This window comes from Bacillus cereus group sp. TH152-1LC, assembly GCF_027710505.1.
Lineage (GTDB): Bacteria > Bacillota > Bacilli > Bacillales > Bacillaceae_G > Bacillus_A > Bacillus_A mobilis.
This window is the reverse complement of the sequence record NZ_JAQFNK010000002.1, coordinates 542,810-558,001: the sequence shown is the minus strand read 5'-3', so window position 1 is coordinate 558,001 and position 15,192 is coordinate 542,810. Positions and strand designations below refer to the sequence as shown.

Below are 15,192 nucleotides of genomic sequence, written 5' to 3'. Positions count from 1 at the left end.
ACTACCCCTTTATTATGTAGTCTATATTAAAGTACATTTTCTGTTTGCGGAGATAATAAGCGGTACCAATCAACAACGCTTGGGTTCTCTGCTAAATCCGCAAAAGTGATTTCTTTTCCTTCGCGACGCCACTTCTCTACTAAACTCATAATTCTGACCGAATCAAGTCCTCTATTTAATAAATCTTCATCAGTCTCAATACTTTCTACTGGTTCACGAAGTAATTGTGCAACTAGTTCATGTACTTCCTGTAAAGTGATCACTTCACTCTTATCGCCTTTTACATTTTGTAACTCTTTTAATAGTAAGTTGGTTGATGTCGTCACTGCACATCTATTAGATGCATACTCTAATGCTTGTTTATGATGCTCTAATGAAAAATCCGCCACTGCATCTGCTACAAAGAACGGCTCTATACCATCCATAAACGCTTCACAAGCTGTTAAAAGGCAGCCAATATGCGCATAAATACCGCAAATAATAAGTTGATCTCTTCCCTGTTCATTTAAAATTTCTAATAGATTTGTCTTTTTAAATGCACTATATCTCCATTTTGTTAAGAATATATCATTCTCATCAGGAGTAAGTTCATCAACAATTTTCTTTTTATCTGGTCCAGCAGGAATACCCTCACCCCAGAAGTCTTGTAATAACCCTCGTTGTTCCAATGTTTGTCCACCTGGTTGTGCAGTATAAACAACTGGTATACCAAGTTCCTTACATTTTTCTCTTATCACCTTAATATTTGAAATGAGTTCTACTTTCGGTGACTCTTTATCGCTATAGGCATCAAGAAAATATTCTTGCATGTCATGGATTAGAAGAACCGCTCGTTTCGGATCTGGCGTCCAGTTCACTTTATTTTTTGGTAGTTCTGGTTCAACTGGCATTTTGTATACTGAAATAGATGGGATAGCCATCTAATCACTTCCTTCCAATTTTTATATTTTTTATCGTTTTACTGTAATAAGTTTTTCAGCAATGACTTTACGTAACTCTTTTTTGCTTACCTTTCCAACACCTGTTTGCGGGAATGATTCAATAAATTCAATTCGATCCGGAATCTTATAAGCTGCTATACCGCGTTCTCTTAAAAACATTTTTAATTCACTTATTGTCGGAGCTTGTCCGCGAGCTATAACAAATGCACAAGTACGTTCCCCTAAATAATCGTCAGGCATTGATACAATTGCAACATCATGTACTGCATCATGTGCTAATAGATGATTTTCAACCTCTTCCGCAGCAACTTTCTCACCACCACGGTTAATTTGATCTTTATCCCTACCTTCTACAATGATGTAACCTTGTTCATTTACTTTCACAAGATCTCCTGTGCGATAAAATCCATCCTTTGTAAATGACCGTGCATTATGCTCTTCTGCTTTATAATAGCCTCGAATTGTATATGGTCCTCTTGTTAATAAACTTCCTACTTCACCAACTTTTACATCGTTATCATTTTCATCAACAACCCTTACTTCGTCGTATGTAGACATCGGTCTACCTTGTGTATGAATGATGATTTCTTCTGGATCATTTAATCTTGTGTAATTTACTAAACCTTCTGCCATACCGAACACTTGCTGTAACGTACATCCAAATGTAGGGCGTATACGCTTTGCAACTTCGGCGCCAAATTTCGCACCACCAACCTGAATTACTTCTAGGCTCGATAAATCGTTATTACGAGAAGATGCAGCATCAAGCCAGATCATTGCTAATGGCGGAACGAGAGCAGTAATCGTAACTTTTTCTTTTTCTATTAGAGCAAATGCCTCATCTGGACTACCTCCAGTTGCTAGCACTACTTTTCCGCCTGCATAGAAAGTTCCAAATGTCCCTGGAGAACTCATCGGGTAATTGTGCGCTACTGGAAGAACTGCCATATAGACGCTCTCCGTATTCAAATTACAAATTTCAGCGCTAACACGTAAGCTATAAATATAGTCATCATGTGTTCTAGGAATTAATTTAGAAAGTCCTGTTGTCCCTCCTGACAATTGGAGAAACGCAACATCACTTGGCTGAACGTCTGGTAATGGAATAGAATCTATATACAGATCACTTATGTTCACAAACTCTTCTTCTTCTCCCACTACAATTACATGTTGTAAAGTTGACACTTTCTCTTTCACTTCTCTTGCTAGTTTTCGATAATCAAAGCCGAGAGCCTTATCTGAAATAACGTAAGCACTCGCCTCACCAAACTCACAAAAATAACTAATTTCACTGCTTCGATGTGAAGGTAGGGCAAAGACAGGAAGTGCTCCAATTCGAAATAGCGCAAAACATATTTCGAAAAACTCGATAACGTTAGGTAATTGGATTACAACTCGATCCTCTTGTTTTATTCCTAAATTCAGTAAACCTGACGCTAAGCGATCTACTTTTTTATCAAGCTCACTATACGTTATATGCGTATTACCACTTACAACCGCAATTTGATCTCCATATTTTTCAGCACGCTCTCTTAAGACCCCGCCAAATGTTTCACCAAGCCAACACCCTTCCTCTCGATAGTGATCGGCAAATTCTTTTGGCCATTTTGTATAACCTATTAGCATTCTTTCTCCCCCCTAATCTTCATTCAATGAGCTATCATTCAAACCTAAAGCTTTCAGCATCGTTTGGAATTTAGCTGACGTTTCTGCTAACTCATCTTCTGGTTTTGACTCAGCAACAACTCCCGCTCCTGCAAATAGTCGAAGTGTATTTTCTTGCACTTCAGCACAACGAATTGTAACAATCCATTCACCATCTCCATTTAAATCGCTCCACCCTAGCATTCCTGTAAAAAATTCACGGTCAAATGGCTCAATTTTTTGAATCGCCTCTCTCGCTTCTTCCATTGGCGTTCCGCAAACTGCTGGCGTAGGATGAAGTGCAATTGCTAATTCCAAAGAAGTAGTATTCGGATCCTTTAGTTCACCTTTCACTTCAGTAGACAAATGCCACATCGCTTCACTATGAATCACGGATGGTTTTTCTGGAACATGTAATGTTTTACAGTATGGACGAAGCGCAGCAGCTACCGCTTCTACTACTACCGCATGTTCATGTAAATCTTTTGGAGAAGAAAGTAATTCCTCTGCTCTTCTTTTATCTTCAACTGGATCATCACTACGCGGTCTTGAACCAGCTAACGGATTAGAAATAACTTGCATGCCATTACGTGAAACGAGTAACTCAGGACTTGCTCCAATTAATGTCTTACTATTCTCGTTTTCATCTTTCGGTAAATTAACAGCAAATGTATAACCGTGCTTATTATGCTCTGCTAATTCTCGAAGGAGCTTTTGCTTATCAATCTTTTCGGAAGATTTAACATCTAACGATCTTGATAGAACGATTTTCTTTAAATCACCGTCTTGTATTTTTTCAATTCCTTGCTTCACACCATTCATATACACTTCAGGACCTGGTACAGGCGTCATTTCAAATGTTAAGTTCTCATTTGTTTCAAGCTGATTTGTTGTATCTAATTGTAATCGTTCAGATATTCTGCAATATTCTGGTACGATAAGTTGAACTTCTTTTCTACGATCAAATGGCAAAGCACCCACAACGATAGGATTCGGATTTTCAGCTTGTTTTGCATTACGTAATACTGCCTGTACAAGTTCTGGAAAACTTTCAATTTCACGATGTTTTACTGTAGTAAATTCTCCTTCTGTCAATATCGTTCGCGTTGGAGAAGCAAAAAAGAATGAAGATTCAGTCTTATAATCTTCTAATAATTTTTCTGACAGTTCCTTTACAGCCGTAAATTCATTCATAGTATAGTAACCCCCTGAATTTTTTATTAAACGCCTAATGTAGCTCCGCCATCGACACATAAATTGTGCATTGTAATATGACTCGCTTTATCTGAAGCTAAAAACAATACTGCTTCAGCAACTTCTGAAGGCTGTGCAATTTTTTGTAACGGTATACCGAGTCTATATGTACTTTGAGTACCTGCTATTATATTTTTTGCGCCATTCTCATCAGCCCATAGTAACCTTTGCATTTCAGTTTCAGTTGAACCTGGAGAAACTAAGTTACAGCGAATGTTATATGCTGCAAGTTCTAATCCTAAACATTTCATAAACATCGTCGTTGCAGCTTTTGATGCAGCGTACGCAGCCATCTCCATTCTCGGGGTATTTGCTGCATTTGAACCAACTGTAACTATTGCCCCTGACTTTCTTTGCATCATACGTTTACTTACTGCTCGGGACATATAGAAAACGCCTGTAGAATTTACAGAGAATGTTTTATTCCAATCTTCATCACTTAAAGAGTGAATCGCTCCCATACGTAAAACCCCTGCAACATTTACTAATATATCTATTGGTGCTATTTCATTTTCAATATCATTTACCATCTGTTCAACTGCGGTACTATCACTCACATCTAAATGAAACGTTTTCATATGTGTTTCATTTAAGAGTTCGTTTAATCCCTCTTCATTTAGATCAACCGCAATAACTGTAGCTCCTCTTTCTAAAAACATTTTGGCAACAACACTACCTATACCTTGGGCTGCACCTGTTACTAAAACCGTTTTTCCATCAAATTCCCCTAAGTTCATTTCCTCTATCCTTTCATTTAAAAATTAATCTAATTAAACAAATAATGATAATGATTATCATTATCGATGTAAAAAATAATACACTTACTAAACTAATTGGTCAAGTGTACTTTTCATCAAAATATTATTCATTGATAATGTTTTTCATTTATCATTCTCACAACGAATGATAATCTTTCTCAATAAACTTGTCAACCTATTTTTATTTTTCAGATAAAATATTTTAGTGCTTCTCATTGTAATTACATCTAAAAGTATTAATAAGCACGTACATTAAACATTTAATTCTTACTCCTCTTTGTAAAATTAAAGAAGATAAACTGTAGATACCCTCATTTACAAAGCCTTACAAAAAAATCGAGTATATATTTTCTCAACATTTTTCTGAAAATATCGAGAAAGTATATCTTGCAATTACCAATGTATATCGTGTTTATAATTTAAGATTTAATAAGTAGTTCGAATATAATGTATCACTTTTTAATATTCCAATATAATCCAAATGAATACTTTACTCGCTTTTTGCCTCAAGAAAATTCCACAAGTTGTTATTCATAAAAAAGCACCCTATTTAATAGGGTGCTTTTTCTAATCAAAGAGCTAAAGAAGATTTATATACTTATGCTACACTGCGATACTCTTCTTCTTTTTCTTTATTCTGTTTAGGTGCTTGAATTAATATTGCGATAATAAATGATACGACACATAATACGCCGATCACCATGAATGTTGGTTTGAATCCACCTAGAAGTGCACCGATAAAAGAACCTGCAAGCGCTCCAAATCCAAATCCTTGATACACAATTCCGTAGTTCTTACTATGGTTTTTCATACCGTAGAAATCACCAACGATAGCTGGGAAAATCGTAATATTCCCACCAAAGCAAAACGCTACACTTGCAACACATACGAAGTAAATACCGTAATTTAAATCTACAAAACTTAGAACTAAGACTGAACTTGCCATAACAACAAAAGTACCAGTAACGATTTTTAAACGACCGATTTTATCTGATAACGGTCCTAGAATAATACGACCTAATGTATTGAAGATTGCAACCATAGCCACCGCATTAGCTGCTGTTGCTGCGCTAAGTCCCACAAGTTGAACACCAATATCTTTTACCATACCAATTAAGTATAAGCCACTCATACATGATGTAAATAACATAATAAATAATAAGTATACTTGTTTTGTGCCTAACATTTCTTTCGTTGTATATTCGTGAGTTTTTGTTTCATGAACTGCACCTTGATCAGCAGCTTGATGGATTAAACAAGCTCCAAGGACAATCATAGCTGTAACAATTAAACCCCAGTATATAAACGCTTGTGATACACCAACTGATTCAATTAACTGTGCGTTAACGTATTTAAAGATTAAGCTACCTGAACCATATGCAGAGACAGAAATACCGGCAATTAGACCTTTACGCTTTGGAAACCACTTTATTAAATTGGATAATGAAGTGATATATGCTGTACCATCTGCATAACCTACAACAACCCCCGCTAGTACATACAGCAATATTAACGAAGAAGCTTGTGAACTAAGTACTAATCCTAGCCCTAATGCTAGTCCAGCTATCATAATAAGTTTACGAAGTCCCCATTTTTCTTGCAATTTACTCGCAAATAAAGTTGAAAATGCTAAGGAAAGACTAGTAATTGAGAAAGTTATAGCAACTGCGTTAAGACTCCAACCATATTTACTAACTAAAGGCTGATTGAATAAACTCCATGTATATATTGTTCCAAGCCCCATTTGTACGATGACTGTGCCAAGGACAACTAGCCATGGATTAACATTTGTTTTTTTCATACCTTTCCGCCTCCTCTTTCTATTTCAATGCTGTTCGCTAAATTTACTTTTTTTATGTTCATATTGACCACCTCTTTTGATTTAACATCTTCATTGTATAAGATGTTTCCGCTTATGTAAGCACTTACAAGATAGAGCGTCAAAAATATGGAATCAGTTACAGAAAACGAAGGACGAAATACAAAAAACGAATTATTAAATACGTAAATAGCTATTATCCTGTTTTTCATCCATACGACTTACAGCTGTTTTATCATCTTTTTTTATAAAAATTATGTCTCAATTTATATCATGGCTAGATTACAAAATTTTGATTTTCCTATACAATCAAAAAAACTATTTTTACACTACGATGCACTTTATTTTTTATAAAATAAAAAATATTTTATTGATAAACAAAACTAAATATTCACTAATATATCTATACGTGGTTTAATATATATAATAAAAAAATATTTCTGTCTTTAATGAGGAGGTACTATGAAAGCAAACGTAGGGGATACTATACTTTTTCACCGAAATAATTTAAAGATTACAGGATCTGTACTAAAACTTTATACTGAATCGGTTTTAGTTGAAATTACAAATGTAAGCGGTGGTACTTTTGAATTTGATCGAACAATTGTAAATCATAAAAACTATAAAATTTTAAATACGAATACATAAAGTGAAACGAACAACACAAAATAGCCCCTGCTTACCAGCAGCGGCTATTTTATATGAAAATATTTCATTAGTTTATATATCCTAAAACACTTACAATCTTACTCGCTTTTAAATTATTAATGTGATAATAAATTTCTAAGCCTCTTCTCTCCGCTCGTAACACTTTACCTTTCATTTTTGATAAATGTTGCGAAACAGTCGATTGTGGAATATTTAGTAATTCTGTTAATTGCGTTACATTACATGTTTTTCTCGTACTTAATTCATTTACAATTTGTAATCGGATTGGATGAGCCATAATTTTTAAAATATCTACATCTTCTTCTGAAACTAAACTTTTTCTCATTTCACTCGTATATGTTGTCATAAGACATTCCCCTTTTATGTGAATTTCTCTTACTTAGATCTATTTCCAAAATATTTAAAACTCCGACGAGAAACCTTTATATAAAAATAATAGAATTTTAAATTTTTAAAAACAGAACGAAATACAATTCACTTTATTTATTTGGTACATATACATAATACAATTTTAATATGTGCTCTATGTGAAGTTAGCATAAATTTGTAATGAAGATTTTTCAAACAATTCACATCTAACTATATACTTCCTCATAATACTATCCAGTGATTTTAACATATTTTAGGCATTTGTATATACTATCTACAAAATAAATGTTGTTTAGGAGGAATTCAAATGCCAACAATGTTACAAGAAGAAGTTGAAGAAGCGCGCGAAACGTATGTCAGCCGTATCATTTTGGTCGGTGGATCGGCTTTATTTTTAGTAGGTGGTGTTATCTCGGCAATTTCGGCCTTTAAAACGTATAATCGATTGGAAAATACACCGCCTTCTACAGATAACTCCTAAGAATAACAAACAAATGCCACCTCAATAAAGAGATGGCATTTGTTTTATCATAAGTTCTATAGTAGAAACTCGCAAAGAATGCTTAAAGTATGAATTATAATTGAACTTACTTCACCACAAACCTCGTCTGACTACACCCATCCTTCTGCTTCGTTACTTCTAATACAGCTGGCATTGCGTTTTTCAGCTCTTGAACGTGTGAGATGACACCGATAAATCGACCTGATTTTTGTAAGTCAATTAAAGCGTCAACTGCTTTTGTTAATGATTCCTCATCTAATGAACCGAATCCTTCGTCGATAAACATCGTTTCGATGGAAATACCGCCTTCATACGCTTGAATGACATCTGCCATTCCTAGTGCTAAACAAAGTGATGCATTAAATTTCTCACCGCCAGATAATGTTTTTACATCGCGTGTTTGGCCAGTGTATGCGTCGTAAACATCTAATCCTAATCCACTTTGACGATTTCTCTTTTCAACTCGTTCACTTCGTTTTAAATAAAATTGTCCATTTGATAATTTACGTAATCGTTCGTTTGCAATTTGAACAATTTGTTCTAAATACTCAATTAAGATGTAACGTTCAAATGATATACGGCTTTCGTTATCACCTTTCATTACTTCATATAAATCAACAAGTTCTTGGAAAGCTTTTTCTTCCTCATGAATTTGCTCATCAATACGTCTAATATTTTCATGTAAATCAGAAATATATGTTACCGCAGTTTGTGCACGTTGACGCTTTTCTTTAATGATATCGAGATTAATTTCTAAATCTTTTATATGTTCACCTAACGCTGTAATATCCATATACTCTTTATCTTTTAATTCAGCACGTAACTCTTCAATTTGTTTTGCAAGCACTTCAAGAGATGAATAATAGCTTTGAATTTCTTTTTGTAACATCTCCATTTCGATATCACTTAATTTGGCTTCTTTATACGTAGATTGATCTGTAAATCCGCTCTGCTCAAGCTCTTTCATAAAGCGCGTGAAAGTCTCTTCTTTCTTCAATTTTGCACTTTCAAATTGATTAGAAGCACTTTCCTGTTCTGCTTGAATTCGTATATTTTCATTTTGCCAATGTTGATACGCTTCCTGCACTTTCTTCCATTCGTCCTCCATTAATCTGAGTTCATGCATAGCTTGGTCAAACTGCACTTTCCAAGCTTGGACTGTTTGTAAGTTTTCAGGAATATTTTTCTTATCATGTTCATATGACGTACGAAGCTGCATACACTCCATTTCTATACGGTGCTGCTCTGTTTCTACCTCACGCTTTTGCTTCTGAAGTACATCTACTTTTTCTTCTACGCTTTTTATATTCACAGCAGTTTGCTTACGTGTTTCTTCGCTTGCTTTTAACGTATTTACTTCAGTTACTAATTGTTTTCCCTTTTGAACAAGCGCACTATATGTTTCAGCTAATTCTTCCGAGCGATAGCCTCGCTTTTTAATTTCTTCTATTACTTGCTCATATTGAAGATGATAGAAATTCCATTTCTCCTCTAATTGTACATGTAATTTTTCAGCGGTATTCTTCTTGTCTCTTAAATCATTTAACTCTTTTTCATCGATCGCATCACTTTGTTCTGTAGCCTTTTTCGGATGGTTCGTACTACCACATACTGGACAAGATTCACCATTATGTAAATGAAGTGCTAATATTCCAGCTTGTTCACTTAACCAGCGGCGTTCCATATTTTCATATGCGTTCACTGCCACTTGCCTCTTATTATATGCCGCTTCTTTTTCTTGCTCGAATTTTTGTTTTTCTTGCCAAACATCATATGCTTGCTTTAAAACTTTTGCATCTTCTCGCATATTCGTTAGTTCTTCTACTTTATCTACATATTGCTCAAGTGCTCGTTCTAATTGCTGCAATTCACCAGACATTAGCTGTTTTTGATTTGTATGCTCGTCTAATTGTCGCTCTAAGTTGTGCATACCTTCTTTTAATTTCCCAATTTGAATTTCTGCATTTTGTAAATGCAACTGTTTCTCAGCTAATGATGCAATAATCGGTTGTAACTCTTCTAATCTTTGAACAAGTTTTTTTGCATCTTCTCTCTCAGGTTCTTTATTCTTTATTGCTTCATATTTCTCCTGAGCTAATTCAAAGCTATTCGTTATATTTTCTTTTTTAGCGATTATCTGTTTTAACAAAGTTTCAGCTTTCTGCTCATTTTGTATTGCTTCTTCGTACCATTGTTCAAATGGTAATAAGCGCTTCGCTTGTTCCGCACGTTTAAAAGATGTTTCTTTCATTTCAATAACTGTACGGTTTTCTTGTAAAGTATTATATTTCTCATTCTTTTGTTCTAAATCTATAAATTTCTCATTTACAGATTTCGCTGCATGAAAACGTGTTTCAGCATCTTTTAATTGCTTCGTTTGAACTTCTTGTTCTACTTGTAATTGCTCAACTTCTGCCTTATACACATCTGTTTCTTGTTCTAATGCTTCTACTACTTGATGCGTATTTACATGTTCTTGTTCCACTAATGTCTCTAATAATGATCCATCTCGGATTGGTAATTTAAAAACATTACGGAAGTATAACTCTCGCTCTTTCTGTTTTTCTTGTAAAACGTCTTTCCATTGTTTTCGTTTTTGATCGAGTAATTCACGCATTAACTTATAACGATCCGTTTTAAAAATACGACGCAAAATTTCTTCTTTGTTTTCTGTCTCAGATGTTAATAGTTTTCGGAATTCCCCTTGCGGTAACATAACAATTTGGCTAAATTGATGTTTACTTAAACCAATTAAATCTTCCACTTTTTTATTTACATCCGTTACATGAAAACGATCAACGGCTGGAACCTTCTCTTCACCAATCACTTCATATAATTCTACTGCATGTCCTGTAATCGTCTTGTTCCCTTGTTTTTTATGTCCAAGTTGTCGTTTTATTTCATAACGTTTCCCTTTTAGCTGAAAGGTTAGTTCTACACTAGTATACATATCATCATCAGCAAATTGACTGCGTAGCATGCTCGTATCACTACGTTCTTCGCCGCTTGCCTCACCATATAACACATAACAAATCGCATCAAAAATCGTTGTCTTTCCAGCTCCTGTATTCCCAGAAATAGCGAAAATACGATGATCTCCAAGATCGTTAAAATCGATTACTTCTTTCTGTTTATATGGTCCAAATGCTGTCATAATTAGCTGAATCGGTCTCATCCTCGTTCACCTTCCCGTTCTTGCACTGTTTGTAGTACTTCTACAAATAGACGTTCTTTCTCTTCTGATAAATCTAAGCCTTTCATTTCTTTATAAAAAGCCTTTAATAACGATAAATCATCCGTTTTATGCCTTGAAACAGTTACTTCATTAGACTCTGTGAACTCTCGTCTTTGAATTGACCTTTCAACATGCATTGCATTTGGATATACAGAGCGTATTTTTTCCATTGGCTGCAAGACAGGATTTTCATCTAATAATTTTACAAACACGTAATCTTCACTTATTGGATGTTGTAATAATTCATCTATTTTTGCTTCTACTGTTCGCATTTTACGGCGTGGTGTAAGTAACCTTTTTTCAATTGTTACTTCACCTTGCTCGTCCAGTTCCACAATATAATATCCTTTTTTATGTTTTTCTTCAGAAATAGAATATGCAAGTGGCGAACCTGAATATCGAATTGTCTCATTACGTACGAAATGCGCTTGATGTAAATGTCCAAGCGCTGTGTAATGAAACTTATCAAAATAATGACTATTTACGTATTCAGCACCACCAATTGAAAGCGGTCGTTCTGCATCACTTGTATTCTCCTCTGCTTCTCCCGCAGAAGTTACAAATGCATGACCTACAAATATATGTCTAGCTTCTTTATCCATCGTTTCAGAAAGCTCATTCATAAAAATACGCATCGCATCATCATGAGAACGTACGTCTTCATTTTTCAATACATGTCTAACTATGCTTGGATCAGCATATGGAACGAGATGGAAGTGAACCTCACCATGTTCATCATGTAATATAATTGGCTCATATGGAAATTGAAATTGTCCCACAATAAATAATCCTTGTTTCTTCATTAAACTACTACCAAAATGAATACGATCTGGACTATCATGGTTACCTGCAACCGCAATAACTGGTGTTTGTAAATCAATCACTATTTTTTGTAACACATCATTTAATAAGTCTACTGCTTCTGTTGGTGGAATTGCTCGGTCGTATAAATCGCCAGCAATAATTACGGCATCTGGTTTTTCTTCTTCAACAGCTTGTACAAACTGATCTAATACAATTTTTTGATCTTCAGTCATATACACGCCATGAACAAGCTTTCCCAAATGCCAATCCGCTGTATGAAATAACTTCATATTGTCCTGCTCCTTTTAATTTACTGATTTTAGTGATACGAGTTGATAGTTTATAGTAGTTTTTCCGTTCTCCCACTCTAACTTTTGTATCATTGCACTACCAATTCTTTCTTCATTCGATTTATATAAAGGTAATATTTCTTGAACTGTAAATAAGTGATAACCATCCAATTTTAATTGAAATATGTTTTCTACTATATGTAATCTTACTTCTTTTTCATTTGAAATAATTTTTGTGTGCATCTCAAATTTCATGATAGATACAACCCCTTTTTCTAATCTCTACACTATTAATAGTATATTGGCTATGCAAGATTGACAAGTACATACACGGTAAAGTACATACTTTTCTATTGCTATATGTTTTTTTATGTTTTACATATAATACGGTATGTGAAATTTTATTCGTTTCAAAAATAAAAATGTCTCATATGACATCTTTATTTTTGTATAAAGTCTTTCATTACATAATATAAAACTGTAATTAAAACGATCGCTACAAAAAATGAAAATACAGCGACAATGTATCCATCCTTATTTAATAGAATACAAAAAGAAATAGATATGATAAAAATCGGAAATACGAGACGTACTTTATCCTTCACTTCCTCTGTCGTATCTGTATGATGAAAAAACTGAGTTATCCCTATCATTAAAGAAGACAAAATAATCACCGACAACAGTAAAGGTCCTGGCATTCCGATTTCTCCTTTCTCTATTTCTACTAATGAAAAGCAATTTTTCTTACATCATAATCATTTCAAATATCCTTTTTGAAGTGATTATATACAATTTACACCTATATAATAGCGTGTTTATCATGTTAAATTCAAATAATTACAATTACAGTAATGTTGTAATATTCATTTTCAACCTCCGAAATCCTGCAAATATAACTCGTCAAAATATGCGTTGGGTAAATTAACATGTATCGCCAACTTTAGACAAAGTTTATAAAGGACATTTCAGTACGTATCAAGAATTAAGAATAAGAAGATATGTAAGGGAGGATGAATTATGACTGAACACGTTTTATTTTCTGTTAGTGAAAACGGAGTTGCATCAATTACTTTAAACCGCCCAAAAGCACTTAATTCTTTATCTTATGACATGTTACAACCAATTGGGCAAAAACTGAAAGAATGGGAAAATGACGAGCGGATTGTGCTTATCGTATTAAAAGGAACTGGTACAAAAGGTTTTTGTGCAGGCGGCGACATTAAAACTCTTTACGAAGCACGTTCAAATGAAGCTGCATTACAGCATGCGGAACGTTTTTTTGAAGAAGAGTATGAAATTGATACATATATTTATCAATATAAAAAACCAATCATCGCTTGTTTAGATGGAATTGTAATGGGCGGTGGTGTCGGTCTTACAAATGGTGCGAAATATCGAATTGTAACTGAGCGTACGAAATGGGCAATGCCAGAGATGAATATTGGCTTCTTCCCAGATGTCGGTGCTGCTTATTTCTTAAATAAAGCTCCAGGGTTTGCTGGCCGCTATGTTGCTTTAACGGCATCTATTTTAAAAGCTGCTGACGTATTATTTATAAACGCTGCTGATTACTTTATGACATCTGATTCATTACCAAATTTCCTTACTGAACTTGAAAGTGTAAATTGGCATAAAGAAGATGATGTACATACTAATTTAAAAGAAGTCATTCATACATTTGCAACTGCTCCAAGCTTAGAAAGCGAACTTGCTCCTACATTAGAAGAAATGAATTCACACTTTTCATTCGATACAATTGAAGAAATCATCCAATCATTGGAGAAAGATCAAGGTTCCTTTGCTTTAAAAACGAAAGAAACGCTATTATCAAAATCCCCTATTTCGTTAAAAGTAACATTAAAACAGTTTATTGATGGACAAGATAAGTCCGTTGAAGAATGTTTTGCTACCGACCTTGTACTTGCTAAAAATTTCATGAGACATGCAGATTTCTTCGAAGGAGTACGCTCTGTTGTCGTTGATAAAGATCAAAATCCGAATTATAAATATAAGCAGTTAAGTGATGTTTCAGAAGAAGATGTAAATCGATTCTTTAACTTACTTAATGCATAAAGTGAAACTTTAATAAGTGTGGCGCATCCCGTTCATACAGGATAAATCTGAGGCTATATAGTCGTGTAATTACGCGACTATATAGCCTCTTTCTCATTTAATAATTTTTAATAAAATTTAATTTTATTAAATCGAAATATGTGCTACACTATTTTTAATCAAATATTCTAAAAATAAAAAGGAGGAGCGACTATGATTGAAAATTTCTTTCTTTTCATCATTATGTCTATTTGTCTTATTATTTTACCTGGTCCAGATACAGCAATGGCCACGAAAAACACATTAGTTGCCGGTAAGATGGGTGGAGTAAAAACAGTGTTCGGCACATGTATTGCACTTTTAATTCATACGTTAGCAGCAGTAATCGGACTATCCGCACTTATTGTAAAGTCAGCTCTTTTATTCTCTATTTTCAAGTACGTTGGAGCTCTATATTTAATTTATATTGGTATTAAAGCCCTTTTAGCAATAAGAAATAAAGAAAGTGTTGATACAGCCGATATACCTTTAAATCATGAAGACGAACACTCTTCTTGCTTTCGTCAAGGATTTCTTACAAATTTATTAAACCCGAAAGTTGCAGTCTTCTTTTTAACCTTTTTACCGCAATTTTTAAATCCAAATCATAATACGTTTATCCAGCTTCTCGTAATGGGCCTTACTTACCTCGTTTTAACAGTTATTTGGTTCGCTTTTTATATATTTTTAATCGATAAAATTAGTGCTTTTATGAAAAAACCGAAGACGCAACGTTATATTCAAGGGTTAACAGGAATCGTCTTAATTGGTTTTGGTATTAAACTAGCTTTTGAAAAAAATAATTAACAAAATGAA

At 34.2% G+C, this 15,192-nt stretch carries 14 protein-coding genes; 4 read left to right on the top strand and 10 right to left on the bottom strand.

Annotation, left to right across the window (positions count from 1 at the left end; translation table 11 throughout):
- Positions 1-26 precede the first annotated feature (26 nt).
- The 5 genes from PDL00_RS09345 to PDL00_RS09325 all read right to left on the bottom strand — a co-directional run bounded on the left by PDL00_RS09345 (position 27) and on the right by PDL00_RS09325 (position 6,398).
- Positions 27-920, bottom strand: coding sequence for an isochorismatase family protein (locus PDL00_RS09345; protein WP_270728708.1), 894 nt, complete (start codon positions 918-920; stop codon positions 27-29).
- Between the two features lie 30 nt (positions 921-950).
- Positions 951-2,567, bottom strand: a complete 1,617-nt coding sequence (locus PDL00_RS09340) for a (2,3-dihydroxybenzoyl)adenylate synthase (protein WP_270728707.1) — start codon at positions 2,565-2,567, stop codon at positions 951-953.
- 12 nt (positions 2,568-2,579) lie between these two features.
- A complete protein-coding gene (gene dhbC, locus PDL00_RS09335) occupies positions 2,580-3,779 on the bottom strand; it encodes an isochorismate synthase DhbC (RefSeq protein WP_270728706.1) in 1,200 nt (399 codons plus the stop codon).
- 26 nt (positions 3,780-3,805) lie between these two features.
- Positions 3,806-4,576: a 2,3-dihydro-2,3-dihydroxybenzoate dehydrogenase gene (gene dhbA / locus PDL00_RS09330; RefSeq protein ID WP_270728705.1), complete on the bottom strand. Its 771-nt coding sequence runs from the start codon at positions 4,574-4,576 to the stop codon at positions 3,806-3,808.
- Positions 4,577-5,195: 619 nt separating this feature from the next.
- Positions 5,196-6,398, bottom strand: coding sequence for an L-lactate MFS transporter (locus PDL00_RS09325; protein ID WP_270728704.1), 1,203 nt, complete (start codon positions 6,396-6,398; stop codon positions 5,196-5,198).
- 480 nt (positions 6,399-6,878) lie between these two features.
- Between PDL00_RS09325 and PDL00_RS09320 the strand changes: the two genes are divergently transcribed.
- Complete coding sequence (locus tag PDL00_RS09320) at positions 6,879-7,064, top strand: YkvS family protein (protein WP_270728703.1); 186 nt, start codon at positions 6,879-6,881, stop codon at positions 7,062-7,064.
- A gap of 67 nt (positions 7,065-7,131) precedes the next feature.
- Here PDL00_RS09320 and PDL00_RS09315 read toward each other — a convergent pair whose 3' ends face one another.
- Positions 7,132-7,431, bottom strand: a complete 300-nt coding sequence (locus PDL00_RS09315) for an ArsR/SmtB family transcription factor (protein WP_000214798.1) — start codon at positions 7,429-7,431, stop codon at positions 7,132-7,134.
- Between the two features lie 330 nt (positions 7,432-7,761).
- Here PDL00_RS09315 and PDL00_RS09310 point away from each other — a divergent pair, with 330 nt between their 5' ends.
- A complete protein-coding gene (locus tag PDL00_RS09310) occupies positions 7,762-7,935 on the top strand; it encodes a hypothetical protein (RefSeq protein ID WP_001142748.1) in 174 nt (57 codons plus the stop codon).
- A gap of 106 nt (positions 7,936-8,041) precedes the next feature.
- Here PDL00_RS09310 and PDL00_RS09305 read toward each other — a convergent pair whose 3' ends face one another.
- The 4 genes from PDL00_RS09305 to PDL00_RS09290 all read right to left on the bottom strand — a co-directional run bounded on the left by PDL00_RS09305 (position 8,042) and on the right by PDL00_RS09290 (position 12,983).
- The gene (locus tag PDL00_RS09305; RefSeq protein ID WP_270728700.1) at positions 8,042-11,131 is read right to left on the bottom strand and encodes an AAA family ATPase; all 3,090 of its coding nucleotides are present in this window, start codon (positions 11,129-11,131) and stop codon (positions 8,042-8,044) included.
- A complete protein-coding gene (locus PDL00_RS09300; RefSeq protein ID WP_270728698.1) occupies positions 11,128-12,285 on the bottom strand; it encodes an exonuclease SbcCD subunit D in 1,158 nt (385 codons plus the stop codon). Before PDL00_RS09300 ends, PDL00_RS09305 begins: the two co-directional genes overlap by 4 nt.
- A 15-nt stretch (positions 12,286-12,300) precedes the next feature.
- Positions 12,301-12,540 carry a DUF2584 family protein gene (locus tag PDL00_RS09295; protein WP_242253827.1) on the bottom strand — a complete coding sequence of 80 codons (240 nt, stop codon included), beginning with the start codon at positions 12,538-12,540 and terminating at the stop codon, positions 12,301-12,303.
- Between the two features lie 185 nt (positions 12,541-12,725).
- Positions 12,726-12,983, bottom strand: coding sequence for a hypothetical protein (locus PDL00_RS09290; RefSeq protein WP_001119406.1), 258 nt, complete (start codon positions 12,981-12,983; stop codon positions 12,726-12,728).
- Positions 12,984-13,302: 319 nt separating this feature from the next.
- Between PDL00_RS09290 and PDL00_RS09285 the strand changes: the two genes are divergently transcribed.
- Positions 13,303-14,358, top strand: a complete 1,056-nt coding sequence (locus PDL00_RS09285) for an enoyl-CoA hydratase/isomerase family protein (RefSeq protein ID WP_242253829.1) — start codon at positions 13,303-13,305, stop codon at positions 14,356-14,358.
- A 192-nt stretch (positions 14,359-14,550) separates the two neighbouring features.
- The gene (locus PDL00_RS09280) at positions 14,551-15,183 is read left to right on the top strand and encodes a LysE family translocator (RefSeq protein ID WP_242253832.1); all 633 of its coding nucleotides are present in this window, start codon (positions 14,551-14,553) and stop codon (positions 15,181-15,183) included.
- Positions 15,184-15,192: the final 9 nt, after the last annotated feature.